The sequence below is a fragment of the Alkalibacterium sp. f15 genome (genome assembly GCF_049389645.1).
In the GTDB taxonomy this organism is placed as follows: Bacteria; Bacillota; Bacilli; order Lactobacillales; family Carnobacteriaceae_A; genus Alkalibacterium.
This window is the reverse complement of sequence record NZ_CP186540.1, coordinates 1,352,209-1,376,559: the sequence shown is the minus strand read 5'-3', so window position 1 is coordinate 1,376,559 and position 24,351 is coordinate 1,352,209. Positions and strand designations below refer to the sequence as shown.

The following is a 24,351-nucleotide window of genomic DNA, read 5'->3' as shown; positions in this document are numbered from 1 at the left end:
ACTATTCCTCCTTATTGTATCCGGGAATATCTTTCGTTTCATAGTATACTTCTTCCATACATAACCCAACTGACGACAAGGTCATTCCGGCAGCTTCACGATTTTCTGCAGCAATGATGTTCTGAATCTCTTCCGGTTCGCGTCTGCCGTCAGCGACTTCCAGAAGCGTCCCCATCAGGATCCGAATCATATTATATAAAAAGCCGTTCCCGACAAACGTAAAGATCCACTCATTCGTGTCGTCATTCACTTCCACCGAAGCCTGATAGAGGGTACGCACTTTGTTCTCCTTGTCAGAATGCGTGGAGGCAAAACTCGTGAAGTCATGTGCGCCGACAAGCTGCGCCAGTGCTTTTTCTACTTTTTCTCTATTCATCGGATACCGGTGGTAATGACTGTAATATCTCAAGAAGGGATCACGAAACTGGTTATTGTCGACACGGTATGTATATTTCTTCCCTTTGGCCAGATAACGTGCGTGAAAGGTGTCTTCTACGCGTGCAACGTCCAAAACAGTTATTTCAGAAGTTGTTACTGAATTCATCCCAATCATCAAGCCGTCCGTATCAATCTCGAACGGAAAATCGAAATGAACGATCTGGCCTTTCGCGTGAACACCGGCATCCGTACGGCCTGCTCCGTGCACACGTACTTCTCGTCCTTTGGCCAGCTTGGTCACGGCCTTTTCCAAGTCTCCTTGAACAGTCCGCATATCAGGCTGTACCTGGAAACCGGAAAAGTGTGTGCCATCGTATACGATTCTTGCTTTATATCTCAAACCTGTCATTTTTATCTTCCTTTTCATGTTGCACAAGTCTTCTTTTAATGCTGCTTTATGTTATTTGAGATAGGTAGGATTAGGCTCGTGCCTGATCCTGACCTTATCAGCCCTAGTCAGTACTCTTTGTTCTTGATTATGCCCAATTGGTACTTCATAGCACCACTCAAGCTGGTTTCTCCCTGAGTATGCCGAACTTGCCACTTCTTAGCCTCACTCAAACGGGTTTCTCTCTGAGTACGCCGAACTTAGCTCTGCTTAACCTCACTCAAACGGGTTTCTCCCTGAGTTCGTCGAACTTCGCCATACTTAGCCTCACTCAAACGGGTTTCTCTCTGAGTATACCGAACTTAGCTCTGCTTAGCCTCACTCAAACGGGTTTCTCCCTGAGTATGCCGAACTTAGCTCTACTTGGCCTCGCTCAAGCCGGTTTCTCCCTGAGTATGCCGAACTTGCCACTTCTTAGCCTCACTCAAACGGGTTTCTCACTGAGTATGCCGAACTTAGCTCTACTTGGCCTCACTCAAACGGGGTTTCTCCCTGAGTACGTCGAACTTCGCCATACTCAGCCTCGCTCAAGCCGGTTTCTCCCTGAGTATGCCGAACTTGCCACTTCTTAGCCTTACTCAAGCTGAATGTTTAGGCGAGTACGCCTAAACAAGAACCTATTGATATTACCCAAGTCTTTCTTCTGCACGAGTGAAGCTGATCGGTACTTAACAATTTACTATAACACTTAACACGCCTTTTATGATGTAGATACTCGTCCTTAGACGAGTATCTCTTCTTTCAATATAAAGGAAAAAGGATAAAGATTCTCATCTTTATCCTTCTGCTTATGTTCTTAATAAGAATAATACAACGGAAAGGACACCGAAAGCAACAATTACCGATGTGTCTCTGGTTTCCCAGGACAACTGACGATATTTTGTTCGGCCTTCGCCGCCCTTGTATCCGCGGGCTTCCATCGCTGTGGCCAATTCTTCCGCCCGGTTAAAGGAGCTGACGAACAGCGGGATCAGCAACGGGACAATAGATTTCATCTGTTCGTAGATATTGCCTTCACCGAAATCGATACCACGTGCGCGCTGAGCATTCATGATTTTTTCAGTTTCATCCATTAATGTCGGCACGAAACGCAAGGCAATCGATAACATCAACGCGATTTCGTGAACAGGAACTTTGACAGCATTAAGTGGACGTAACAGGAACTCTATCGCATCCGTTAAAGATAAAGGCATCGTCGTTAAGGTCAAGATGGTCGACATGAAAATAATCAGTACAAAACGGAAGAAGATATAGACGCCGTTCAGCAAGCCTTCTTGAGAAATAATGATCGGGCCGAATCTGAACCAGATGGTCTGTCCACTCGTAAACAAGATTTGAAGAATGACCGTGAACAGAATCAGCCAAATAAGCGGCTTCACACCATTGATAAAGAATTTTGGATTGATGCCAGAAAGCTTGACCGCCGTTAATACAAAAACGATTAAAGCTAAGTAAGAGATCCAGTTATTTGCCAGGAAAATTATAATGATAAACGAGATTGCACCTATCAATTTAGTTCTAGGATCCAGTCGATGGATCAGTGAATCGCCTGGGATATAACGTCCAAAAATCAGTTTATCCATCATAAGCGTTCACCGCCCTTACTGCTGAGCTTCTCTTTTATTTGTCTGGCTAATTCATCAGTCGTTAGCGGTAGCGGATCGAACGTCCACTCGAATTTCTCTTCCAGTTCATGCGCGAACCTCACTGTCGAGGGGACACCGAGCTGCATACTAGCCAGCCAGCCAGCTTCCTTGAAAATGTCTCTTGGGTGTCCTTCTTTCATAACGGTCCCACCTCCAAGAACGATCATATGATCCGCGTACGCTGCCACGTCATCCATCTGGTGCGTGACTAAAACGATGGTCAAACCTTTATTTTTATATAAACTGTGGAACATGTCCATTATTTCTTTACGACCCTGAGGATCTAGACCGGCCGTAGGTTCGTCTAGAACCAGTACTTCTGGTTCCATCGCCAACACGCCGGCAATAGCGACCCGTCTCATTTGTCCACCAGACAAGTCAAAAGGAGAACGTTCCAAGAATGTTTCGTCCAATCCAACTATAGGTAAAAGTTCTCTGGCTTTTTCGAGCCCTTCTTTTTCAGTCATACCAAAGTTTTTAGGGCCAAAAGCAATATCTTTGCCGACTGTTTCTTCAAACAACTGGGCTTCTGGAAACTGAAAGACGATCCCCACCTTTTTACGCAGAGATTTAAGGCCTTTATTTTCTGACATACGCGTGATCACACGGTCACCGATCGTGACAACACCTTCAGTGGGTTTTTTCAAGGCATTTAAATGCTGCAATACCGTTGATTTCCCACTGCCCGTGTGACCAACGATGGCAGTGAACGAGCCGTTTTTAATGGAAAGATTAATGTCATAAATGGCTTTACTTTCAAATGGTGTCCCTTTCTGATAAGTATAGCCTACATCTTGGAAACCGATGTCCATAACCAGTCCACCATCCCTTCTTCTGTCAAATAATCCTGAGGGACGTCTAGACCCTGTTCTTTTAGTGATGCTTTCAAGCGCTCTGGGAACGGTAGATCCAGACCCATTTCAACTAATTTTTCCCCAAAGGAAAAGATAGTTTCCGGTGAGCCTTCCTGAATCATTTTCCCGTCTCTCATGACAAGGATGCGGTTAGCTTCCGCCGCTTCATCGATATCGTGGGTAATCGATAGAACAGACAAGTTTTCCCGTTCTTTGACTTCCTTGACGGTACGCAACACTTCTTCCCTGCCTTGTGGATCGAGCATACTTGTTGCTTCGTCCAAGATCATGATAGCCGGACGCAGAGCAACGATCCCCGCTATGGCAACACGCTGTTTCTGACCGCCTGAAAGTCTCGCCGGTTCTCTTTCGGCAAACTCAAGCATGTTTACTTTCTCCAATGCATTTCTCACGCGTTCGATCATGTCATCACGTGGGACGCCTAAGTTTTCCAATCCAAAAGCGACATCGTCCTGAACCGTCGACCCAACGAACTGGTTATCCGGGTTTTGAAACACCATCCCGACCATTTCGCGGATAGACCAGACATTCTTCTCGTTAAGCATTAGTCCCCCAACCTCAACTTCACCACTATCTGGTTCAATTAGGCCGTTAATAGTCTTGGCTAACGTCGATTTACCAGATCCGTTTGGACCGATAATAGCTACCCATTCACCTTTATTGATCGAAAAAGAAACATCCTGTAAGGCAGGACGTAGATCTTCATCAGTATACTTGTAAGATATATTTTTTAAACGTATAATTTCAGTCATGATTTACCTCAACTTTTTTATTCGGTCACGAACCTTTAATTTCAACGTAATTGTCAAGGTGTCTTGACAGTTACTCAACAGTACAAGATTACCAAAAACACCCAAGTATAACAATAGCGAAAACGTTTGAATACCTTTTAAATAATAAATTTTCGAACATAAAAGCGAGTATGAAATGTTAGGATTTAAGATCGAGCAGTTGCTTATGTATGGTTTATTAATGATAATAAAAAAACACTTCACGATATATGGCGTTTCTCCTGAGGATGTCCCCAGGAGAAACTGAGCTAGACACTTGGAAAATAGTTCCTTCCATCATCATAACGCTCATCATACATCCAAAAGTGATTTGGTTATAGTTTATTAAACTTTAATTATTCAGCGTCTACATCGCTTGAAACTGCTGTTTTTTCTACTAATTCCAAAACAGCCATTGGAGCACCGTCACCACGACGAGGTCCCATTTTCAATACACGAGTATATCCTCCATTGCGTTCTGCAAAACGAGGGCCTAAATCGTTGAATAATTTTTGCAATACTGATTGTACTACGATTTCGTCTTCAGTTTCTGATACAGTTGCTAATTCGTTACGAACAAAAGCGGCAGCTTGACGACGTGCGTGCAAGTCTCCACGTTTGCCTAATGTGATCATTCTATCTGCCATTTTAGATACTTCTTTGGCACGAGTCACAGTAGTCACAATACGTTCGTTGATAAACAAATCAGATGTTAAATCACGAAGCATTGCTTTACGTTGAGAGCTAGTACGTCCTAATTTACGATAACCCATTGGTTGAAATCCTCCTTAAACACAAATTATTCTTCTTCGCGTAAGCCTAAATCTAGCTCGCCAAGTTTTAATTTTACTTCTTCCAGCGATTTACGCCCTAAGTTACGGACTTTCATCATTTCTGGTTCTGTTTTATTTGTTAATTCCTGAACAGTGTTGATGCCAGCTCGTTTCAAGCAGTTATAAGAACGCACAGATAGATCCAACTCTTCGATGGTCATCTCCAACATTTTTTCCATTTGTGTTTCTTCTTTTTCGACCATAATCTCTGCTTCACGAGCTTCTTCTGTTAAGTTAACAAAAATATTTAAATGTTCAGTCATGATTTTAGCAGCCAGACTGACACCATCTTCTGGAGAAATCGATCCGTCTGTCCAGACGTCAAGAGTTAACTTGTCATATTGTTCTTTTTCTCCAACACGTGTATTTTCGACATGGTAATTTACGCGGCTAATTGGGGTATATATCGAATCAACCGGTAATACACCTATCGGCATATCATCGTGTTTGTTGTGTTCAGCACGTACATATCCTCTGCCTTTGTGCGCTTCCATGCGAGCATGCAAGTGTCCACCTTCAGAGACTGTACAAATATAGAGATCCGGGTTCATTATTTCAACATCGCTGTCGAAAATAACGTCTGCAGCTGTTACAGTTGCGGGCCCTTCGATATCTATTTCAATGGTTTTTGTTTCTTCAGAATACAACTTAAGTGCAAGTTTCTTCAAGTTTAAAATGATGGCAGTGACGTCTTCAACAACACCATCGATTGCAGTGAATTCATGTAAAACACCATCGATTTGTAAAGTTGTGACGGCAGCACCTGGCAAAGATGACAATAAGATGCGGCGTAAGGAATTACCTAATGTTGTACCGTATCCTCGCTCTAGCGGTTCTACGACAAACTTACCAAATTTCCCATCTTCACTGATCTCAACTGTTTCTATTACCGGTTTTTCAATTTCGATCATATAATCCGTTTACCCCTTTCAAAACGTTAATTAACGCTATCCCAAAAACGACACCATTAGTATATTTTATTATACACGACGACGTTTTGGAGGACGGCAACCGTTATGTGGTACCGGTGTTACGTCACGAATTGCAGTGACTTCTAATCCTGTTGCTTGCAATGAACGGATTGCAGCTTCTCGACCAGATCCAGGTCCTTTTACACAAACCTCGATTGATTTCATGCCGTTTTCCATGCCGCCTTTTGCAGCAGCTTCAGCAGCCATTTGAGCAGCAAAGGGAGTAGATTTACGAGAACCTCTAAAACCTAATGCTCCTGCAGAAGACCAAGAAATTGCATTTCCATGTACATCAGTTATCATTACGATTGTATTATTGAATGTTGAACGAATATGTGCTACTCCATGTTCAATATTCTTTTTCACTCTGCGCTTACGATTGCGAGCGGGTCTTTTCACTTTAGCCATACGTAGATTGACCTCCTAACTTTTGGTGATTATTTTTTCTTGCCGGCAATAGCGACTGCTTTGCCTTTACGCGTACGCGCATTGTTTTTAGTATTTTGACCACGTACTGGTAAACCACGACGGTGACGAATGCCACGGTATGATCCTATTTCGATTAAACGTTTAATGTTTTGGCTAACTTCACGACGAAGATCTCCTTCAATTTTACGTTTATCTACTTCAGCACGGATTGAATCTAGTTGATCGTTTGTTAATTCACGGACGCGAGTTTCTTCTGGAACTCCTGCAGCTACTAAAATTTCTTTTGCTGTAGTTTTACCGATTCCATAAATATAAGTTAATGAAATGACGATATGTTTGTCGCGTGGAATATCTACACCTGCTATACGAGCCATGTCTATGCACCTCCTGTTTAGAAATTATCCTTGACGTTGTTTGTGTTTAGGATTTTCGCATATAACCATTACTCGGCCATTACGACGGATCACTTTACACTTATCACACATTTTTTTTACTGATGGTCTTACTTTCATGAACTGTCCCTCCTTGATTTCTTCGGAGTCCTAAGCTTATTTAAATCGATACGTAATGCGTCCACGTGTTAAATCATACGGAGACATTTCGACTGTTACCTTATCCCCAGGCAGTATCCGAATGTAGTTCATACGGATTTTGCCAGAAACGTGTGCTAGAATTTCATGACCATTCTCAAGTTCTACTTTGAACATTGCATTAGGTAATGTTTCTAGGACTTTTCCTTCAATCTCTATAACGTCGTCTTTTACCACGCCTGGTTTCCTCCTTTGATATCTCACATTTGTACGCATTAATAGAGTGAAACTATGACATCTCACAAAATTTACGCTCTAATAGTTGAATACATCTTTACATTTTGACGCTCGTACTATTATAACATGCATACATGATCATTGCAAGGATTCATCATAAAACATCGGACTTCTTAGTTTAATTGGTCCACAATGTCTTGGAAAACTTTTTTCGGACTTTGTTCGCCGTCAATTTCTCTGACGAGATTAAAGTCGCTATAGTGTTTAGCAAGTTTTTCCGTTTGCTCTTCATTCACGTTAATGCGCTTTTCGACCGTTTCCGGTTTATCGTCTTCTCTTTGATAAAAATCATGTGAACCACATTTATCACAGGTACCTTCCACTTTAGGTGGATTTGCTACTTTATGATAGGTCGCTCCACAATTTGAACACATGAATCTGCCTGTTAAACGCTCCATCAAAATTCCTTTCGGTACTTTGATGTAAAGCACATGATCCAGTCTTCTGTTTGAAGAAGATAGAGCCTGCTGTAACGCTTGAGCTTGATTCAATGTGCGAGGATATCCATCGAGTAAAAATCCTCTTTTTGCATCATCTAGTTGTAGACGCTCTTTAACTATTCCATTTGTTACACTGTCTGGAACAAGTTCGCCTTCATCCATATACTTTTTTGCTTTTAAACCGAGAGCCGTTTTGTTCTTCATAGCTGCACGAAACATATCTCCGGTTGAAATATGTGGGATATTGTATTTATCCGATATCAGTGATGCTTGCGTTCCTTTACCAGCTCCAGGAAGTCCCAATAGGATTAAATTCATCACGCTTCCTCCTTTTTAGTTCAGATATTTCATCAGCATAATTGGAAAAAGATCGATCCACCCACTAATGTCTCAATGACATTTGGGTAAATCGTCTTAATTCAATTGTCAATGACCGTTTAAGATTGCTGAATGAAACCTTGGTAATTCTTCTTACTTAATAACCCTTCCAGCTGACGCATAGAGTCAAGTGCTACACCAACTACGATGAGTAAACTTGTTCCTCCTAATGCAATCGAACCAGGCAGATTGAATAAAGCAGAAGCAATAATTGGAAGCAATGAAATCGTTCCTAAATAAATGGCTCCCACTGTACTTAAGCGTATAAGCATGTAACCAATGTACTCTTCGGTTGCTCGTCCTGGACGAATACTAGGGATATAGCCATTTTGTTTTTGTAAATTTTCAGCAGCTTTTTCAGGATTGACCTGAATAAACGCATAGAAGAACGTAAACAAGACAATAAGCACTGTATAAAGGACAGCACCCATCGGTTCTTGAAGGTTGAATACACTATTCAACACTTGGAACCATCCCGCGTCCTGATTACCTTGAGCAAAATACCCAAGAATAATCTGTGGCGTCATAAGAAACGAACTAGCAAAAATAACTGGAATAACACCAGCTGAGTTTACTTTCAATGGCAATACAGCACTATCTTTCGAAGTGCTTGCACGTTTAGAGTAACGAACCGGTATATTACGTTTAGCGTTTTCTACATAAGTGACCAATAACACCAGTAAGATGAATACAATGATGATGGTACTTGCTAGTACCCAGGCACTAACGATTTCATCTCCTGCATTTCTAATTTGAGTGTTATAAAATTGACCAATGTCCTGCGGAAAACGTGCAATAATACCAGAAAAGATGATGAACGATACGCCGTTCCCGAAACCGTGAACAGTGATCATCTCACCTAGCCACATGACTAGCATCGTTCCTGCTGTTAATATGATTGCAATGGTAATATATGTTGTCGGTCCCGGATTACGAACTAACCCTAAACCTGTTAATGCATTGAATCCATAAGAAATACCGATAGCTTGGAAAAATGCTAAGAAAATCGTTAAATAGCGTGTTACTTGGTTTAACTTTCTACGACCGACTTCACCTTGCTCAGACCATTCCTTGAATTTGGGAATGACGTCCATTTGCAATAGTTGAATGACGATAGAAGACGTAATGTAAGGTGAAACACCTAAAGCAAATACTGAATAACTGCTAAGGGCACCACCACCAAAAGTGTCTAATAAGTTGAATAAACCAGTACTTGATAAATCACCTAAGGAATCTGCATTTACGCCAGGCACTGTAAGGTGTGTACCTAAACGAAAAATAATTAAAATGCCAAGGGTGAACATCACACGACTACGAACATCTTTTTCTTTAATAACACCTTTAATCAGCTCGATCATCCTTACATCACCTCTACTGATCCACCGGCAGTTTCGATTGCTTCTTTAGCTGCAGCAGAAAACTTGTGTGCTTTCACAGTAAGTTTGCGATCAATGTTACCTTTCGCCAAAACTTTAATCCCGGATTTTTTGTTTTTGATTACTCCTGATTTAACTAGTAATTCTGAAGTAACTTCTGTTCCTTCTTCAAAACGGTTTAATGTGTCTAAATTGACAATTGCAAATTCTTTACGGGTATAGTTTGTAAATCCACGTTTTGGTAAAGTTTGGAATAATGGAGTTTGTCCACCTTCGAAACCTAAACGTACTCCTCCGCCTGAACGTGATTTTTGTCCTTTTTGACCTCGACCGGATGTTTTTCCGTTACCAGAAGATGATCCACGACCAACACGGTTGCGTGTTTTACGAGATCCTTCGGCAGGTTTTAGTTCATGAAGTTTCATAAATCTTGGCACCTCCTTTAAATAGACTCTGTTAAATGTACTTTTTGCTCATTAGACTTCTTTAACTTCTACTAAATGAGCGATATGTTTAATTGCGCCTCGCACTGCATCGTTATCAGGTCTCACAACTGAAGAGTTGATTTTTCTAAGACCTAAAGATTTTACTACTTGGTGTTGTCTTTGAGGACGACCAATTAAACTACGTTTTAAAGTGATTTCTAAGTTTGCCATTGTGTCATCTCTCCTTATCCAAGTAATTCTTCGACAGATTTCCCACGAAGTTTTGCTACGTCTTCCGCACGTTTCAATTGCTTAATTCCATCGATTGTTGCACGAATCATGTTGATTGGTGCACTAGATCCGACAGACTTAGAAGAAACGTCTTGTACGCCAGCTAATTCTAATACCGCACGTACTGGACCACCAGCAGAAACTCCAGAACCGGCAGCAGCTGGTTTCAAGATTATATTCCCGCCACCGTGACGTCCGATAACTTTATGAGGCAATGTTGTACCTACCATAGGCACTTCTACTATATTAGTTTTAGCAGCTTCAATCGCTTTACGGATTGCTTCTGGAACTTCTTGTGCTTTACCTGTACCAAAACCAACATGTCCGTTTTTATCTCCGACTACTACTAAAGCAGCGAAACGTAAACGACGTCCACCTTTAACAACTTTAGTTACGCGGTTGATTGAAACTACGCGATCTTCAAGATCTAATTTAGATGCATCTATATGAGTTGTCATATACTGATATTCCTCCTTTTCTTTAGAATGATAGTCCGTTTTCACGAGCTGCGTCTGCTAAAGCTTTCACACGTCCGTGATATTGATATCCTCCACGGTCGAAAACAACGACAGAAATGTCTTTGTCTTTAGCTTGTTTAGCAAGCAAAGTTCCTACTGCAGCAGCTTCTTCAACTTTCGAATCTCCTGAAACGTTAGTATCTAAGGAAGATGCACTTGCGAGCGTTACACCCTCTACATCGTCAATTAATTGAGCGTAGATGTTTGTGTTCGAACGGAACACGCTTAAACGTGGGCGCACAGCAGTACCAGAAAGGTTTCTGCGAATGCGTTTATGTCTTTTTTGACGTAACTTATTTTTATCTGGTTTTGTAATCACAATTGTCACCTCTTTATTCAAAATTCTCATAGTTATGAGATTGTCAGGTTCCCCGGTAAAAAGGAAAGTAGAACGATATAACAAGTTGTTATAGTGTCCTCTTTCAACTTATTATTTACCAGTTTTACCTTCTTTACGACGTACAACTTCGCCACGATAACGAATCCCTTTACCTTTATAAGGTTCTGGTGGGCGAGTGGAACGGATGTTGGCAGCTAATGCGCCAACGCTTTCTTTATTTGCACCTTTAATAGAAACAACAGTGTTTGATGGTACCTCAACTGTTAGTCCTTCTACTTCTTCAAATTCAACTGGATGTGATAGTCCAACGTTCACAATCAACTTGTTACCTTGTTTTTGTGCACGGTAACCAACACCATTGAATTCAAGAATCTTTTCAAAACCGACAGTAACACCCTCTACCATGTTATTAACATTGGCACGAGTTGTTCCGTGGATTGAACGACTAGTTTTTGATTCATCATGTCGCTCAAAAGTCATTTGATTATCTTCAATTTTAACATCAATAACAGGGCTTAATTCACGGGTTAATTCTCCGTTTTTCCCTTTAACTGTGATCACGTTTCCGTCGATGTTTACTTCAACACCTTCAGGAATTGTGATTGGTAGTTTTCCAATACGGCTCAAAGTCCGGCACCTCCTTCATCTATCTTAACTCATTACCAAACGTATGCGAGGACTTCTCCACCGATATTTTTAGCACGAGCAATTTTATCTGTTACAATACCTTCTGATGTAGAAACAAGAGCTATTCCTAGTCCGTTTAACACTTTAGGCATTTCTTCTGCGTTGACATAAACGCGTAAGCCTGGTTTAGAAATACGTTTCAAACCAGTAATAACACGTTCGTTGTTCTGACCATATTTCAAGAAAATGCGGATGATGCCTTGTTTGTCATCTTCCACGAATTCAACACCCTTAATGAAACCTTCCGATTTCAGGATATCGGCCATACCTTTTTTTACGTTAGAAGCAGGAATTTCCACTTTCATATGACGAGCGCTATTAGCGTTACGAATACGAGTTAAGAAATCTGCAATTGGATCTGTCATGACCATTCGTTGTAGCCTCCTTTACGGCGAGTTTTCGTTTTGTTTTACCAGCTTGCTTTTTTCAAGCCAGGAATTTGACCTTTATAAGCTAGCTCACGCAAGCAAATACGGCATAATTTAAATTTTTTGTATACAGAATGTGGGCGTCCACAACGTTCACAGCGGGTATACTCACGTGTCGAAAACTTGGCTGGTTTTTTGTGTTTTGCAATCATTGATTTTTTAGCCATTTTTACAATTACCCTCCTAATAGGTAGTTTAGGTTATTTCTGGAACGGCATTCCCAATTGCCCAAGTAATTCACGAGCTTCTTCATCGGAGTTAGCTGTTGTTACAATAACAATGTCCATACCGCGAACTTTGTCCACATCATCATAATCGATTTCAGGGAAAATAAGTTGCTCTTTGATTCCTAATGTGTAGTTTCCACGTCCGTCGAATGAGTTTTTACCAACTCCACGGAAGTCACGTACACGAGGTAATGAAACAGTAACTAATTTATCTAAGAAATCGTACATGCGATCGCCACGTAGTGTGACTTTAGTACCGATTGGCATACCTTCACGTAAACGGAATGCAGCGATAGATTTTTTTGCATGAGTAACGATTGGTTTTTGTCCAGAAATTAATCTTAATTCTTCTACTGCTTTATCTAAGTTCTTTGTGTTTGATACAGCTTCACCAACACCCATGTTGATAACGATTTTATCAACTCTTGGTGCTTCCATAATTGAAGTGTAATCAAATTTTTCAACTAATGATTTACGTACATCATTGTTATACTTTTCTTTAAGGCGTGTCATAATGAATGCCCTCCTTTCCTACTTTAGATTAAAGTGCTTCGCCAGATTTTTTAGCGTAGCGAACTTTTTTACCATTTTCAACTTTATAACCTACACGAGTAGATTCATTTGTTTTGGGATCAATTAATTGAACATTAGAAACGTGAATTGGAGCTTCTTTCTCAACAATTCCGCCTTCTTGTCCCATACCAGTAGGACGGGTATGTTTTTTCATGATATTGAGTCCTTCAACAAGAACTTTATTTTTCTTAGGCATAGCAGCTAATATAGTGCCTTCTTTGCCTTTATCTTTGCCTGCTATTATTTTGACTTTATCTCCTGTTTTTACAAACATTCTCTATCGCACCTCCTTATGACGTATATCGGAATTATAAAACTTCCGGAGCTAACGAAACAATTCTCATAAAGTTATTTTCACGCAATTCACGAGCAACTGGTCCGAAGATACGTGTTCCACGTGGTGCTTTATCTTCACGAATTATTACACATGCATTTTCATCAAATTTAATATAAGAACCATCTGCACGTCTAGCGCCAGATTTAGTACGAACGATTACTGCACGAGTAACGTCCCCTTTTTTGACAACGCCGCCTGGTGTAGCGTGTTTTACAGTAACAACTACTTCGTCACCAATGTTAGCAGTTTTGGCACCTGATCCGCCTAAAACTTTAATGACAAGCACTTCACGCGCCCCAGAGTTGTCAGCGACTTTCATACGACTTTCTGTTTGAATCACGTTAGGATCCTCCTTTCAAACTCACGACAAAGATTACTCTATCGTTGTGTAGCTCCCGGTTACCCGGATTTCGTATTATAAAACTACTGATTCTTCAACCACTTCTAATAAACGGAATCGTTTATCTTTAGATAACGGACGTGTTTCCATAATTTTAACAACGTCACCAGTTTTAGCAGTATTATTTTCATCATGTGCTTTAAATTTAGTTGAGTATTTAATGCGTTTTTTGTATTTAGGATGTTGTTTTTGAGTAGCGATTTCAACAACGATAGTTTTATCCATTTTGTCAGAAGTAACTTTTCCTTGATACACTTTACGATTATTACGTTCAGCCATTTGCTAGCCTCCTTTGAATAAGCTATTACATTGTCTTCTTACTAAGCCGTTTTAGCTTGGCGCAATATAGTTTTAACACGAGCGATATTTTTGCGTACTGCATTTATACGAGCGGTGTTTTCTAATTGTCCGGTAGCTAATTGAAAGCGTAGGTTAAATAGCTCTTCTTTGTATTCTGCTTCTTTTTCAATTAATTCAGTAGTGGATAAGCTGCTTAATTCATTAGCCTTCATTTGAGTCACCACTTTCTTCACGAGTTACTACTCTAGTTCTAACCGGTAGTTTGTGTGAAGCTAAACGCAATGCTTCGCGAGCTACTTCTTCAGATACTCCACCAATTTCAAACATTATCTTACCACGTTTGACAGGTGAGACCCAGCTCTCAGGAGCTCCTTTACCAGAACCCATACGAACACCAATTGCCTTAGCTGACACTGGTTTGTGAGGGAAAATTTTAATCCAGACTTTCCCACCACGTTTCATGTAACGAGTCATCGCTACACGAGCTGATTCAATTTGTCTGCTTGTGATCCATACGGAGTCAAGTGCTTGTAAACCATATTGACCATAAGCGATCTCTTTGCCGCCTTTTGCTTCTCCACGCATTTTACCACGGAATTCGCGACGGTGTTTTACACGTTTTGGTACTAACATTGATTATTTCCCTCCTTTCTTGTTTTCTTTAACTTCAGGAAGAATTTCTCCTTTATAAATCCATACTTTGACTCCGATTTTACCATAAGTAGTATCGGCTTCTTCGTTAGCATAATCTATATCTGCACGAATTGTATGCAAAGGAACGCTTCCTTCAGCAAAGCTTTCGCTACGAGCGATATCTGCGCCATTTAGTCGACCAGCAACCATTGTACGGACACCTTTAGCACCTGAACGCATTGTGCGTTGAAGAGCTTGTTTTTGTGCACGACGGAATGAAATACGGTTTTCTAATTGTTCAGCAATACTCTTAGCTACTAATAAAGCATCTAAATCTGGTCTTTTAATTTCCACGATATTGACGTGTACTCGTTTACCAGTTAATTTATTTAATCCATTTCTTAATGAATCAACTTCTGTTCCGCCTTTACCAATAACCATTCCTGGTTTAGCAGTATGGATTGAAACATTGATTCTGTTTGCTGCACGTTCGATTTCTACACGAGAAACGGAGGCATCACTTAATTTTTTAGCAATGTACTCACGAACAGCCAGGTCTTCATGTAATTTGTCTGCAAAATCTTTTTCTGCGTACCATTTTGCGTCCCAGTCGTGAATGACGCCGACACGCATACCATGAGGATTTACTTTTTGTCCCACTGATTACCCCTCCTTCTTCTCTGTTACCACAATGGTAATGTGGCTAGTACGTTTGTTGATTCGTGAAGCTGCACCTTTAGCACGTGGACGGAACCTTTTTAAAGTAGCTCCTTCATTTACATAGGCTTCGCTTACGACTAATTCTTCAATATCCATATCGTAATTATGTTCAGCATTTGCTATCGCTGACATTAAAACTTTCTCTACCGCTACCGCTGCGCCTCTGTTAGTGAAGCGAAGGATAGAAATAGCTTCTGCAGCACTTTTCCCTCTGATAGTATCGATCACCATACGTACTTTACGTGGTGCGATGCGAATCGTACGAGCAGTTGCTTTAGCTGCGGTTACTGTTTCTGCCATGAATGTATCCTCCCTTCGCTCTTAACGTTTCGTAGTGCGGTCGTCTTTTCCGTGTCCGCGGTACGTTCTTGTTGGTGCAAATTCACCTAATTTGTGTCCAACCATGTCTTCTTGAACATAGACTGGCACATGTTTTCTTCCGTCATATACGGCAATGGTATAACCCACAAAGTTCGGAAAGATAGTTGAACGACGTGACCATGTCTTAATTACACGTTTCTTGTCATCATCCATTTCGCGAACTTTTTTCATCAAATGATCATCGACGAAAGGTCCCTTTTTCAAACTACGGCTCATGTATTGCCCTCCTCTTCGGGTTTACCCCATAATATTTCTCACTTTAACTTCTAAATGTTTTGTTTATTTTTTCTTGGTTTTACGACGACGTACGATAAGTTTATCTGAACGATTCTTACTTGAACGTGTTTTCTTACCAAGAGTTGGTTTACCCCATGGTGACATTGGGCTTGGGCGACCAATAGGCGCTTTACCTTCACCACCACCGTGTGGGTGATCGTTAGGGTTCATTACAGAACCACGAACTGATGGACGTTTACCTAACCAACGGTTACGTCCTGCTTTACCAATGTTGATTAATTCATGTTGCTCGTTACCAACTGAACCAATCGTTGCGCGGCAGCTAGCTAAGATCAAGCGAGTTTCGCCTGAACGTAAACGAATAAGTGCGTATTTACCTTCTTTACCTAATACTTGAGCTGAAGTTCCGGCTGAACGAACTAATTGTCCGCCTTTACCTGGTTTCATTTCAATGTTGTGTACAATTGTACCAGCAGGGATATTAGTTAACGGTAAGGCATTCCCTACTTTGATATCAGCATCAGGACCTGAATAGACGTTTTGGCCTATTTCAATTCCTTTAGGTGATAAAATGTAAGTTTTTATTCCGTCTTCATATTGAAGTAATGAAATATTTGCGGAACGGTTTGGATCATATTCAATCGTTTTAATAATACCGCGAACGCCATCTTTTTGACGTTTGAAGTCAATCACACGGTATTTTTGTTTGTGGCCTCCGCCTTGATGACGGACAGTGATTTTACCAGCGTTGTTACGTCCGGCACGTTTCGGGCTTGGTCTTAATAAGCTTTTTTCAGGCTTATTAGTTGTGATTTCTGCGAAATCAGACCCCGTCATGTTACGACGTCCATTTGTGGTAGCTTTGTATGTCTTAATTGCCACGTGATTCCCCTCCTTGTTAAGCTAGTTTGTTAAAACCTATATTAAAATCAAGTGTTTATTCTTCGTCTCCGAACAATGTAATATCTTTAGAATCAGCTTTTAAAGTTACTATCGCTTTACGACGTTTTTTAGTATGACCTTCGTGACGTCCCATGCGTTTAGGTTTAGGAGCTGTATTGATAACGTTGACTTTGTCAACTTTTACATCGAATAATTCTTCGACAGCTTTTTTGATATTTGTTTTTTTAGCGCGAACATGAACTTCAAATGTGTACTTTTTGTTTTCCATAGCAGACATAGAAGCTTCAGTAATGATCGGGCGTAATATTATGTCGCGTGCATCCATTATTTAAGAGCCTCCTCTACTTTTTCCAGAGCAGCCTTCGTCAAGATGAGTTTGTCATGCGAAACAACATCCAGCACGGATACATTGTTAGGAGCTACTACTTTAACTCCGGGAATATTACGTGCAGATAATTTTGCAAATTCATTATCATCTTCTACGACAACCAATGCTTTTCTACTTGAATCTAGATTAGTAAGCACAGCTCTGAATTCTTTTGTTTTCGGTGCGTCGAAGTTCAAACCTTCTAATACGATGATTTCATCGCTTGCTGCTTTCGCAGATAAAACAGATTTAATAGCTAATCGACGAACTTTTTTCGGTAATTTGTAGCTGTATGAACGTGGTGTTGGTCCGAAGACGACGCCACCTCCACGCCATTGTGGTGAACGGATCGAACCTTGACGCGCACGTCCAGTTCCTTTTTGACGCCATGGTTTGCGTCCTCCGCCACGTACTGCGCTACGGTTTTTTACTGCGTGTGTTCCTTGTCTTAAAGACGCACGTTGCATAGTGATTGCATCAAAAACAACGTTTTCGTTTGGTTCGATACCAAAGATTGCATCGTTTAAAGTTACTTCACCATTTTGCGTTCCGTCTTGTTTAAATAACTTTACAGTTGGCATTCTGCTAGTCCTCCCTTCCTACTATTACTTAGATTTTACTGCAGATTTAATTTCTATAAGTGCTTTTTTAGAACCAGGTACATTACCTTTAATTAATAAAACGTTACGTTCTGTATCAACGCCTACTACTTCAAGATTTTGTACAGTTACTACTTCTCCACCCATACGGCCAGCTAATTTCTTCCCTTTGAATACTTTACCGGGATGAGTAGCCATACCCATTGAACCAGGACGACGATGGTGACGAGATCCGTGAGTTTCAGGTCCGCGGCTTTGGCCGTGACGTTTGATAACACCTTGGAATCCCTTACCTTTAGACGTTCCTGTGACATCAACGATGTCGCCTTCTGCAAATGTGTCTACTTTTAATTCGTTTCCAACTTTAACGTCCCCTAGCTCAGCATCTCGTATTTCTCGAATGAAGCGCTTAGGAGCCGTGTTAGCTTTTTTAACATGACCTTGTGCCGGTTTGTTAGATAAAACTTCACGTTTATCTTCATACCCTAATTGAACAGCATTGTAACCGTCTGTCTCTGTTGTTTTAACTTGTAAGACAACGTTTGACTGAACTTCGATTACTGTAATAGGTTGTAATTCACCTGATTTGCTGAACATTTGAGTCATTCCGACTTTTCTTCCCAAGATTCCTTTGGTCATGAGTACACCTCCGTTATTTTAATTTTTTATTTATTATAGTTTGATTTCAATGTCTACGCCTGACGGTAAGTCAAGTTTAGTTAAAGCATCAACAGTTTTAGCTGTTGGGTTTATAATGTCTACTAAACGTTTGTGAGTACGCATCTCGAATTGTTCGCGTGAGTCTTTGTATACATGTGGTGAACGGATTACAGTAAATAATTGACGTTCAGTTGGCAATGGAATCGGACCAGATACGGTCGCCCCTGTTCTTTTTGCTGTTTCCACGATTTTGTCTGCTGATTGATCAAGTACGCGATGTTCGTAAGCTTTCAAACGAATACGTATTTTTTGTTTCGCCATGATTTTCCCTCCTTCGCTTATTTAAAAAATAAACCTAGCTCCACGAAAATTTCCAACGACCCTCCATGGCAATGCACCCGGGTGTGTCGCAACCTCTCGCTTCCTAGCCTTGGTTATGTGATTTGACCTGCCCCTCTGGATGTTGTGCAAAACCCTTACGGTATGCTCTTTTTCCAGAAAAGAAGCGTCACTCACAGACACCTTTATAAGTATACAGACAACAAATAATTTAATCAAGTCTTTTTCCAGCTTTTTTCTTAATAAAGTAAAAGTTTTTACGAGCGTCCCTTTTTTTTCCTCCACTTTTTCCTAACGTGACGAAGGATCTCACTATTATTCTGCTTTTTTTCTGTTTCTTCTATATACAAGTATGAAAATAGAAGACAGAAGCTTTTATCGTTCTTCCTCTTTAACAGATATCCATCAAGATCATTCCGGCTATCGATCTGCCGGTGCCTGGCCCGGCTAAATCGTTGTATTCTCTAGCCATTCTCTATACAATAATAGAAAGATACAAAACAACTATTCAGCTGTCTAGATACAGATAGCCGGTTACAAACTACTGTCAAAAAAGGAGGGAATGATATGGCATTTATTCAGCAGACGCATTTGTCTATTGAAAAGCTTCATACACTGATCGATACTGTGGACAGTATTGTGATCGGGAAGAAAGATGTCACCCGATTAACGATCGTCGCAATGTTAGCCGGCGGTCACGTTTTATTCGAAGATATTCCTGGCGTTGGCAAAACACTTTTGATCCGGACAATCGCCAAATGCCTTGATGCCGATTTCGCGCGCATCCAGTTCACGCCTGACCTCATCCCTTCTGACATCATAGGCTTTTCTGTTCCTAATGCTGACGGCACGTTATTCAGTTTTCGTAAGGGTCCTATCTTCAATCAACTCCTGCTCGCCGATGAAATCAACCGGACGTCGCCGCGTACCCAAGCAGCTATGCTCGAAGCTATGTCTGAAAGGCAAGTGACTTTAGATGGCGTGACCCACGCCTTGCCGAATCCTTTTTTCGTTTTAGCTACTCAGAATCCAATCGAATATAAAGGAACCTATCCTCTACCTGAAGCACAATTAGATCGTTTTCTTTTCCAATTATCTATAGGCTATCCGGAAACCGAACAGGAGATTCAGATGCTGGAAGCTCCCGATCAGCAAAAAGAGGTTGAAAAACTGGAACCCGTTATGTCCCTCGAAGAATTTTTAACGCTGAAAGACACAGTCGCACAGGTTCATGCTGAAACAAACCTACTTAAATATATTGTATCTTTGGCATCATTAACGCGTAATCATCCTGCAGTTAGACTAGGTATCAGTCCTAGAGGGAATCAATTCGCTTTAGCCTCTGCCCGCGCGCATGCCTTATTGGCGGGGCGTGATTATGTTATTCCTCAAGATATTTTAACCATCCTCAAACCTCTGTACCGACACCGTTTATTATTCGAGAATAATTTAAGCAAGGATGAAATCGACGCCTTTATAGAACAACTCACGAAAGAGCTTATGATCCCGACACAAGTCAGGTTCAGAAGATGAATAAATTACTGTACGTACTCAGACTTATCTTGTTTCTATTATTCTACCTAGCAATTGTCGTTTATACACTTATCTTTCCAACGACTACCTCCTGGTTTATTTTCTATGCTCTGACACTTTGGATCATCATTTCCTTTCTTTCCACACGCCAATCTTATCATCTCACCCATACCGAACGGATCAAAAAAGACGACAATCACTTCTCATTCGCTTTTACGATCCAAAACAAGAGAAGGTACCCCTTCTTCTTAACCGCAGTAAAAATTAACTTGCTGCTCAATAACACTCAGCAAACGTTTTACACATCTACCCTTTTTTCAAGGCAAATAGACAGTGAATTTCAAGCTGTCGTTCTGCCAAGAGGACATCACGACACGCTCACGCTTGAGATCACAGCTATCGGCTTATTTGGGGTTTGGAAAAAACATACGCAATTAACTGTGCCCATCAATATAGATGTTTTCCCGATCATTCTTAAAAAATCCGAACGGGACAAGCTCATGCACACTCTAACCGCACACTTCACACAGACGTCTCGTTCATTTAATCATGATTATTATATGAATGAGATCCGAACTTTTCAAAATCGTGACGCCCTTGCCGGGATCGACTGGAAAGCCAGTCTCAAACGTGGACAATGGATGGTTAAAGAATATGAAGCCGAAGAAGAAATGCCCGTCGATTTTTACTTTTTAGGTTTCAATACAGCCTCTTTTGAAGACTTACTTAGCCTTGGATATAGCCTGCTGCAAGACTTGAAAGCTACTCGGAAAGTAAACGTCTTTTTAATCGGACGTTTCGATAACAAAACAACTGTAAAAACAACAGAAGATAGTTTCTTAACCATCGAGCCGATCAAAAGCCATCACGAGCTTGCAGAAGCGAGTCGTTCTATTTTCAACAATCAATCAAGCAAAATCATTATTAAATCACGTGAAGTCCAGATTCCTTTACCGTTAAACTCACATCTTGACCACCGCTTTATCGATGAAGGTACCCTTCTTCAAGTGAAAGGAGGATCGAGGTATGCTGCAGACCATAAAAAACAAACAGGAGCTTAGTCGAAACGTCTTGATTGGAAGTGTGCATAGCTTATTACTCTTACCCATACTGAATTTACTCATGGATATCAACAAGGTCCCCGGTAAATGGTTTCTTTTCTCTTTTTTTATCATTACTCAATTTTCTGCCCTCTTTTTCAAAAGAAGATGGCACTATTTCCTCTTCCAGACGATCATGATTAGTGTCTTTTTATATATCCTCTTTCCTCCAGCAGCTGATTTTCTTCATTTTGGAAAGTGGCTCCGGGCGACATGGTCTATAGGCGTCACGCAATGGCAGGATCTCCTGGCGAGCCGTTTAACTGAATTACCGGTTTTACTGACGTTGAGCCTCTTGTTTTTACTCATCACACTTCTTACTTTCCTACTTTTCCAGTTTCAACTGGCTCTCCCCTCATTATTTTCCGGAATCATCTATTTACTGACGCTACACACCTTTACTTCTCGAAGTGTTTTATCTTATCTGATTCCACTCGTCGGGTTTGGCTTTGTATTGATTGCTTTCAACCAGATCAACACTCAGTCAAATTGGATTCTTTTTGCAACCAGCATGTTCTTAACTATTCCATTGACCTTGTTTCTAATTCTAATCGCTTACCTCAGCTTGAATTATCTGCGACCAAGTCAAGAATGGGTGGAAACAAAGTCCAACGCTTATCAAAAAGAGCTTGATGATAAAGGTTTATTTGATTGGGTCAACGATAATGCGATAGGTTCAGGTTTTAGTCGAACGGGCATGGGCACGGACGACACTGACTTAGGGGGTCGCTTACATCAGGACTTTTCACTCGTCTTCAAAGCCTATACTACTCGTCCGCAATACTGGAAAGTGCTGCATCGGACAGAATATACCGGATCAGGTTGGAAAAGCGACTATGACGACTATTTTGAATCAGTCGATTCACCATACAACACCTGGATAGATGATCCTACAGGGGGCAATCAACGTGAAGAACTCCTTGAATCAGAAGGAGTTTCTTTAGCAAGACTGGAATGGTCCAAAGATATATCCTATCTAGCTTATCCATATGGCTGGTTTGATATCGAATTAGCTGAGAGTGACCTGGATTACTCTTTCAGCTTAAATACTTTGAGTGGTTACTTCGCCATTCAAAGTGAGCCGGACGCTTTATCCCGCTATACCGTTGCTTATGACGAGACTTTTCCTGACCGCTTCGATGAGGAAACGTTACGCATAGACGACGGTTGGCGCGAAGAGACCGTCAATACCTATAGAGATTTGACAACGGATGATTCCTTAAGTGAATTAGATGATGAAGACCTCTTTTACCTGTTGTTTGAAGAAGAGCTACAGCTGCCTTCCTCTTTGCCAGAGCGTGTGAGCGAATTGGCAGAAGAAATCACACAGGGACTGGACACGGAATACGACATGATCCGTGCTATAGAAACTTACCTCAAAAAGGACAGTGGTTATCGTTACAGTTTGCTTGACGTAGAACAGACTCCTCGAAATGGTGATTACGTGGATCATTTTCTATTTGAATCAGAAGTAGGTTACTGTGATAACTTTTCGTCTGCTATGACAGTGTTATTAAGGGCAGTTGGTATTCCCGCCCGTTGGACCAAAGGATTCACACCAGGGAGCCTTGTAGTCAATGAGCAGGGTGAAGAATATTTTCTCGTGGATAATTCAAACGCTCACTCATGGCCTGAAGTGTTTTTCCCAAGTTACGGATGGATACCTTTTGAACCGAGCCCCTCTTTTGCCAACCCAGTCACTAGTACCGAGCCCTTTACCAGTATTAGAGGTGAGACTTATTCCTTTAGCAATGAAGATGTGATCGACATAGGTGAAGTTAATGACTTTTCCTCCACTACAGACGAGGTGCCTGAAAGAGACGAGGCTGGAGATGTATCCGAATCAGCTGAAGAAGCGATACGTGTAATCGATGAAGAAGCCGCTGAAGAGGCACGACAGGCAAATCGTCTGAGATGGCGTTACACTTTCTATCGTTTCAGTCTTTTCATTTTAATATTTAGCAGTTTTATCGCTATTTTCCGATGGCATACAGTATTGTGGTTGTTTAAATTGTTGATAAAGAATAACAGCCTGTCATCGAGACAAGCCGCTACACTTATCCTTAAACTCTATTATTTAAAGCAGAAGCCCCATCCTGGACAAACAATTCCGATGTATTTCAATAACTGGAAACCTTATGTATCCACTCATACAGAAACACTCGACCGTTTCACTGAACTAGCCGATGCTGCCTATTATAAACCTATAGAATCAACGCATCAGCTGACAGAAAAACAGCGGCAGGTAGTGCTAGCTATGTTGGATTTATATCCTATTCTGCCGCGTATAGAGGTCAAGTCTTCTCACACTTATTATAAACCCAGATAGCACTTGGTAGAAAAAACAGACATAAATAGGCATGATATTGACTAAAAAACTGAGAAACCCGAGAAACCCTGACATTCATGACAGGGTTTCTCGGGTTTCCTGACACCTTCAACCTTAATAACCATAGATGTAAGGAATAATGGGTTAGTTATAAAGAGATTTAAAATTACTCGAGTGATTGTCGTTTGAGCGGTCACTTTGAGAACGTTTAGTGACCACTGGTTAAACTAAAATTGTTGAGTTGAACCAGTAGTTAGCTTCGAGTCACCACTCACTGGAAAATTAAGTTTGAGCGGTCACTCGACGCACTCTTACTGACCACTCACTGGATGGCGTTCACTGAGTGGGAACTCGAAGGCACTTATACTGACTAGTCAAAACGATCTGCTCGTTGACTGGTCACTAATGAGGTCCGATAGTCCCAACTCAATAAGCACGTAGTAATGGGTGGTCATTAGTTGAGCAGGTTAATGCCCAGTCACCTGGGTTGGTTTTTTGAGTAGATACTTAAAAATACACTAGTGTCTACTCAGATTATTCAGGAACTGAGTAACCACTAAATAATCCTAAATTAAGCTTATCCTGGTATTAATTCCGTTCTAAGTAAAGGTGACTACCGCTACCATTAAAAAGTTAAAGAAACTGATCCGCTG

The 24,351-nt window shown here is 41.0% G+C and carries 36 protein-coding genes; 3 read left to right on the top strand and 33 right to left on the bottom strand.

Going from position 1 to position 24,351, the window contains the following annotated elements; translation table 11 throughout:
- Nucleotide 1: 1 nt before the first annotated feature.
- The 33 genes from truA to rpsJ form a co-directional block, all read right to left on the bottom strand.
- Nucleotides 2-787, bottom strand: coding sequence for a tRNA pseudouridine(38-40) synthase TruA (gene truA / locus ACO1PF_RS06825; RefSeq protein WP_423188323.1), 786 nt, complete (start codon nucleotides 785-787; stop codon nucleotides 2-4).
- An 827-nt stretch (nucleotides 788-1,614) separates the two neighbouring features.
- Entirely contained in the window at nucleotides 1,615-2,412 is a 798-nt protein-coding gene (locus tag ACO1PF_RS06820) for an energy-coupling factor transporter transmembrane component T family protein (protein ID WP_423188322.1), read from the bottom strand.
- A complete protein-coding gene (locus ACO1PF_RS06815) occupies nucleotides 2,409-3,284 on the bottom strand; it encodes an energy-coupling factor ABC transporter ATP-binding protein (protein WP_423188321.1) in 876 nt (291 codons plus the stop codon). Before ACO1PF_RS06815 ends, ACO1PF_RS06820 begins: the two co-directional genes overlap by 4 nt.
- Nucleotides 3,260-4,099, bottom strand: a complete 840-nt coding sequence (locus ACO1PF_RS06810; RefSeq protein WP_423188320.1) for an energy-coupling factor ABC transporter ATP-binding protein — start codon at nucleotides 4,097-4,099, stop codon at nucleotides 3,260-3,262. Before ACO1PF_RS06810 ends, ACO1PF_RS06815 begins: the two co-directional genes overlap by 25 nt.
- 374 nt (nucleotides 4,100-4,473) lie before the next feature.
- A complete protein-coding gene (rplQ, locus tag ACO1PF_RS06805) occupies nucleotides 4,474-4,890 on the bottom strand; it encodes a 50S ribosomal protein L17 (protein WP_423188319.1) in 417 nt (138 codons plus the stop codon).
- 26 nt (nucleotides 4,891-4,916) lie between these two features.
- Nucleotides 4,917-5,861 carry a DNA-directed RNA polymerase subunit alpha gene (locus ACO1PF_RS06800; RefSeq protein ID WP_071849300.1) on the bottom strand — a complete coding sequence of 315 codons (945 nt, stop codon included), beginning with the start codon at nucleotides 5,859-5,861 and terminating at the stop codon, nucleotides 4,917-4,919.
- A gap of 69 nt (nucleotides 5,862-5,930) precedes the next feature.
- Nucleotides 5,931-6,329 carry a 30S ribosomal protein S11 gene (gene rpsK / locus ACO1PF_RS06795; RefSeq protein ID WP_071849299.1) on the bottom strand — a complete coding sequence of 133 codons (399 nt, stop codon included), beginning with the start codon at nucleotides 6,327-6,329 and terminating at the stop codon, nucleotides 5,931-5,933.
- Between the two features lie 29 nt (nucleotides 6,330-6,358).
- Entirely contained in the window at nucleotides 6,359-6,724 is a 366-nt protein-coding gene (gene rpsM / locus ACO1PF_RS06790) for a 30S ribosomal protein S13 (protein WP_423188318.1), read from the bottom strand.
- A gap of 24 nt (nucleotides 6,725-6,748) precedes the next feature.
- The gene (gene rpmJ, locus ACO1PF_RS06785; RefSeq protein WP_034299928.1) at nucleotides 6,749-6,862 is read right to left on the bottom strand and encodes a 50S ribosomal protein L36; all 114 of its coding nucleotides are present in this window, start codon (nucleotides 6,860-6,862) and stop codon (nucleotides 6,749-6,751) included.
- A 36-nt stretch (nucleotides 6,863-6,898) separates the two neighbouring features.
- Nucleotides 6,899-7,117, bottom strand: a complete 219-nt coding sequence (infA, locus tag ACO1PF_RS06780) for a translation initiation factor IF-1 (protein WP_071849297.1) — start codon at nucleotides 7,115-7,117, stop codon at nucleotides 6,899-6,901.
- Between the two features lie 173 nt (nucleotides 7,118-7,290).
- Nucleotides 7,291-7,935, bottom strand: coding sequence for an adenylate kinase (locus tag ACO1PF_RS06775; protein WP_423190519.1), 645 nt, complete (start codon nucleotides 7,933-7,935; stop codon nucleotides 7,291-7,293).
- 119 nt (nucleotides 7,936-8,054) lie between these two features.
- Entirely contained in the window at nucleotides 8,055-9,353 is a 1,299-nt protein-coding gene (gene secY, locus ACO1PF_RS06770) for a preprotein translocase subunit SecY (protein ID WP_423188317.1), read from the bottom strand.
- A gap of 2 nt (nucleotides 9,354-9,355) precedes the next feature.
- A complete protein-coding gene (gene rplO, locus ACO1PF_RS06765; RefSeq protein ID WP_423188316.1) occupies nucleotides 9,356-9,796 on the bottom strand; it encodes a 50S ribosomal protein L15 in 441 nt (146 codons plus the stop codon).
- Between the two features lie 51 nt (nucleotides 9,797-9,847).
- Entirely contained in the window at nucleotides 9,848-10,027 is a 180-nt protein-coding gene (rpmD, locus tag ACO1PF_RS06760) for a 50S ribosomal protein L30 (protein ID WP_071849293.1), read from the bottom strand.
- A gap of 14 nt (nucleotides 10,028-10,041) precedes the next feature.
- Entirely contained in the window at nucleotides 10,042-10,545 is a 504-nt protein-coding gene (gene rpsE, locus ACO1PF_RS06755; RefSeq protein WP_423188315.1) for a 30S ribosomal protein S5, read from the bottom strand.
- Nucleotides 10,546-10,567: 22 nt separating this feature from the next.
- Nucleotides 10,568-10,933: a 50S ribosomal protein L18 gene (gene rplR / locus ACO1PF_RS06750; protein WP_423188314.1), complete on the bottom strand. Its 366-nt coding sequence runs from the start codon at nucleotides 10,931-10,933 to the stop codon at nucleotides 10,568-10,570.
- 102 nt (nucleotides 10,934-11,035) lie between these two features.
- Nucleotides 11,036-11,572, bottom strand: coding sequence for a 50S ribosomal protein L6 (rplF, locus tag ACO1PF_RS06745; RefSeq protein WP_423188313.1), 537 nt, complete (start codon nucleotides 11,570-11,572; stop codon nucleotides 11,036-11,038).
- A gap of 32 nt (nucleotides 11,573-11,604) precedes the next feature.
- A complete protein-coding gene (gene rpsH, locus ACO1PF_RS06740) occupies nucleotides 11,605-12,003 on the bottom strand; it encodes a 30S ribosomal protein S8 (RefSeq protein WP_423188312.1) in 399 nt (132 codons plus the stop codon).
- A 38-nt stretch (nucleotides 12,004-12,041) separates the two neighbouring features.
- A complete protein-coding gene (locus ACO1PF_RS06735; RefSeq protein WP_071849289.1) occupies nucleotides 12,042-12,227 on the bottom strand; it encodes a type Z 30S ribosomal protein S14 in 186 nt (61 codons plus the stop codon).
- A gap of 33 nt (nucleotides 12,228-12,260) precedes the next feature.
- Nucleotides 12,261-12,803: a 50S ribosomal protein L5 gene (gene rplE, locus ACO1PF_RS06730; protein WP_423190518.1), complete on the bottom strand. Its 543-nt coding sequence runs from the start codon at nucleotides 12,801-12,803 to the stop codon at nucleotides 12,261-12,263.
- Between the two features lie 25 nt (nucleotides 12,804-12,828).
- Nucleotides 12,829-13,134 (bottom strand): 50S ribosomal protein L24, encoded by a 306-nt coding sequence (gene rplX / locus ACO1PF_RS06725; RefSeq protein ID WP_423188311.1) that lies wholly within the window; start codon nucleotides 13,132-13,134, stop codon nucleotides 12,829-12,831.
- Nucleotides 13,135-13,168: 34 nt separating this feature from the next.
- On the bottom strand, nucleotides 13,169-13,537 hold the full coding sequence (rplN, locus tag ACO1PF_RS06720; protein WP_423188310.1) for a 50S ribosomal protein L14: 369 nt from the start codon (nucleotides 13,535-13,537) through the stop codon (nucleotides 13,169-13,171).
- A gap of 75 nt (nucleotides 13,538-13,612) precedes the next feature.
- The gene (gene rpsQ, locus ACO1PF_RS06715) at nucleotides 13,613-13,876 is read right to left on the bottom strand and encodes a 30S ribosomal protein S17 (RefSeq protein WP_423188309.1); all 264 of its coding nucleotides are present in this window, start codon (nucleotides 13,874-13,876) and stop codon (nucleotides 13,613-13,615) included.
- Nucleotides 13,877-13,917: 41 nt separating this feature from the next.
- On the bottom strand, nucleotides 13,918-14,109 hold the full coding sequence (gene rpmC / locus ACO1PF_RS06710) for a 50S ribosomal protein L29 (RefSeq protein ID WP_423190517.1): 192 nt from the start codon (nucleotides 14,107-14,109) through the stop codon (nucleotides 13,918-13,920).
- Complete coding sequence (rplP, locus tag ACO1PF_RS06705; protein WP_071849283.1) at nucleotides 14,099-14,530, bottom strand: 50S ribosomal protein L16; 432 nt, start codon at nucleotides 14,528-14,530, stop codon at nucleotides 14,099-14,101. Before rplP ends, rpmC begins: the two co-directional genes overlap by 11 nt.
- 3 nt (nucleotides 14,531-14,533) lie before the next feature.
- A complete protein-coding gene (rpsC, locus tag ACO1PF_RS06700; protein ID WP_423188308.1) occupies nucleotides 14,534-15,190 on the bottom strand; it encodes a 30S ribosomal protein S3 in 657 nt (218 codons plus the stop codon).
- A gap of 3 nt (nucleotides 15,191-15,193) precedes the next feature.
- The gene (gene rplV, locus ACO1PF_RS06695; RefSeq protein WP_423188307.1) at nucleotides 15,194-15,550 is read right to left on the bottom strand and encodes a 50S ribosomal protein L22; all 357 of its coding nucleotides are present in this window, start codon (nucleotides 15,548-15,550) and stop codon (nucleotides 15,194-15,196) included.
- Between the two features lie 21 nt (nucleotides 15,551-15,571).
- On the bottom strand, nucleotides 15,572-15,847 hold the full coding sequence (gene rpsS / locus ACO1PF_RS06690) for a 30S ribosomal protein S19 (protein WP_071849280.1): 276 nt from the start codon (nucleotides 15,845-15,847) through the stop codon (nucleotides 15,572-15,574).
- A 63-nt stretch (nucleotides 15,848-15,910) separates the two neighbouring features.
- Complete coding sequence (gene rplB / locus ACO1PF_RS06685; RefSeq protein ID WP_423188306.1) at nucleotides 15,911-16,750, bottom strand: 50S ribosomal protein L2; 840 nt, start codon at nucleotides 16,748-16,750, stop codon at nucleotides 15,911-15,913.
- Between the two features lie 55 nt (nucleotides 16,751-16,805).
- On the bottom strand, nucleotides 16,806-17,096 hold the full coding sequence (rplW, locus tag ACO1PF_RS06680) for a 50S ribosomal protein L23 (protein WP_423188305.1): 291 nt from the start codon (nucleotides 17,094-17,096) through the stop codon (nucleotides 16,806-16,808).
- Entirely contained in the window at nucleotides 17,096-17,719 is a 624-nt protein-coding gene (rplD, locus tag ACO1PF_RS06675) for a 50S ribosomal protein L4 (protein ID WP_423188304.1), read from the bottom strand. Before rplD ends, rplW begins: the two co-directional genes overlap by 1 nt.
- Before the next feature lie 24 nt (nucleotides 17,720-17,743).
- Nucleotides 17,744-18,376, bottom strand: coding sequence for a 50S ribosomal protein L3 (rplC, locus tag ACO1PF_RS06670; RefSeq protein WP_423188303.1), 633 nt, complete (start codon nucleotides 18,374-18,376; stop codon nucleotides 17,744-17,746).
- 33 nt (nucleotides 18,377-18,409) lie between these two features.
- Nucleotides 18,410-18,718, bottom strand: a complete 309-nt coding sequence (gene rpsJ / locus ACO1PF_RS06665) for a 30S ribosomal protein S10 (protein WP_423188302.1) — start codon at nucleotides 18,716-18,718, stop codon at nucleotides 18,410-18,412.
- Nucleotides 18,719-19,303: 585 nt separating this feature from the next.
- Here rpsJ and ACO1PF_RS06660 point away from each other — a divergent pair.
- From ACO1PF_RS06660 to ACO1PF_RS06650, 3 genes are read left to right on the top strand one after another with little or no spacing between them, the layout of a single operon-like run.
- Entirely contained in the window at nucleotides 19,304-20,269 is a 966-nt protein-coding gene (locus ACO1PF_RS06660; protein ID WP_423188301.1) for an AAA family ATPase, read from the top strand.
- Nucleotides 20,266-21,330 carry a DUF58 domain-containing protein gene (locus tag ACO1PF_RS06655; protein WP_423188300.1) on the top strand — a complete coding sequence of 355 codons (1,065 nt, stop codon included), beginning with the start codon at nucleotides 20,266-20,268 and terminating at the stop codon, nucleotides 21,328-21,330. The genes ACO1PF_RS06660 and ACO1PF_RS06655 overlap by 4 nt, the downstream gene beginning before the upstream one ends.
- Nucleotides 21,296-23,698, top strand: a complete 2,403-nt coding sequence (locus ACO1PF_RS06650) for a transglutaminase domain-containing protein (protein ID WP_423188299.1) — start codon at nucleotides 21,296-21,298, stop codon at nucleotides 23,696-23,698. The genes ACO1PF_RS06655 and ACO1PF_RS06650 overlap by 35 nt, the downstream gene beginning before the upstream one ends.
- The last annotated feature ends 653 nt before the right edge of the window (nucleotides 23,699-24,351 follow it).